Origin of the sequence: Streptomyces sp. DvalAA-14, assembly GCF_900091855.1 — a bacterium.
In the GTDB taxonomy this organism is placed as follows: Bacteria; Actinomycetota; Actinomycetes; order Streptomycetales; family Streptomycetaceae; genus Actinacidiphila.
Genome location: NZ_FMCH01000243.1, coordinates 1 through 1219, shown reverse-complemented (window position 1 = coordinate 1219; position 1219 = coordinate 1). Strand labels below are relative to the sequence as shown.

The following is a 1219-nucleotide window of genomic DNA, read 5'->3' as shown; positions in this document are numbered from 1 at the left end:
CAGGGGGAGATCGGGCCGGTCCGCGCCGGCCACCTCACTGGTCCAGCTCGCCAGCAGCCGCAGCGCCCCCTCGGACGGGCTGCCCGGCTCGGCGGTGTAGACGCCCAGCACCTGCTCGGGGTCGCCGATGACGCCCAGGGCCTCGTAGTCCAGGGTGAGGTCGCCCACCACCGGGTGGTGGAAGTGCTTGGAGCCGAAGCTGCGGCGGCGTACGTCGTGGTCCGCCCACCAGCGGCGGAAATCCGGGTCGCGCACCGACAGCTCGCCGATCAGCTCGGCCAGCCGCGGGTCGTGCGGGTGCTGCCCGGCGTAGAGGTGCAGCGACGCCACGCTGGAGCGGGCGACGCCTTCCCAGTCCGCGTACAGCTCGCGGGCGCTGTCGTCCAGGAAGATGAAACGGGACATGTTCCGCTCGCGGTGCGGCAGCGCGTCGAAATCCGTGTAGAGGGCACGGGCCAGCCGATTGGTCGCCAGCACGTCGGTCCGGCGCCCCAGGACGAGGGCCGGAACCTCCGTCATCGTCTCCAGGAGCCGGTACAGGCCGGGCCGTACCCGCTGCGGCGGCAGCGGCCGGGGCCGGTCCCGCGCGGGCCGGGCCACCGCGAAAAGATGCTCGCGCTCGTCGTCGCTCAGGCGCAGCGCGCGGGCGATGGCATCCAGGACGGCCTCGGACACGTTCGCGCCCCGCCCGCGCTCCAGGCGCACGTAGTAGTCGACGCTCACCCCCGCCAGCTGGGCCACTTCCTCGCGGCGCAGCCCCGGCACCCGGCGGCTCCCCGGCGCGGGGGGTCAGGCCGGCCTCCTCGGGGGTGATCCGGGCCCGGCGGGTACGGAGGAATTCGCGCAGTTCGCCCTTGTCGCCGGCCGCGGGGCGTCGATCGGTCATGCCTTCCACGCTACGACGCGGAAAGCTCCGGCGCCGCGGCGCTGAGGGGTACTGGCGCACCCCCGCTCGCCCCGGGCGACGCGGGAGAAACCCCGCCCCGCGACTACGATCGGTGCCCGTCCGAGGACTCTTCGTCGCGTCCGTGCGGGATCGGGCTCGGCGGCCCGCTTGCCAGACCCACGTGGTCTAGGCCACGTTGGGTCCATGAAGGCGCGAACGGCACGATCGGGAGGCGGCGGCATGAGCGGCGGAGACGGTACGGATGCTCCCTACGGTGCGGGCACCGGCGGCCGGGATCGCCGCCGCGCCCCCGGTCAGGCGCCGCGCCTGCCC

The 1219-nt window shown here is 74.7% G+C and carries 1 protein-coding gene; it reads right to left on the bottom strand.

The features are described 5' to 3' along the window. Positions 1–765, bottom strand: a 765-nt coding sequence (locus GA0115240_RS12895) for a helix-turn-helix transcriptional regulator (protein ID WP_346267940.1), incomplete at its 3' end; no start/stop codon positions are given. Between the last annotated feature and the right edge of the window lie 454 nt (positions 766–1219).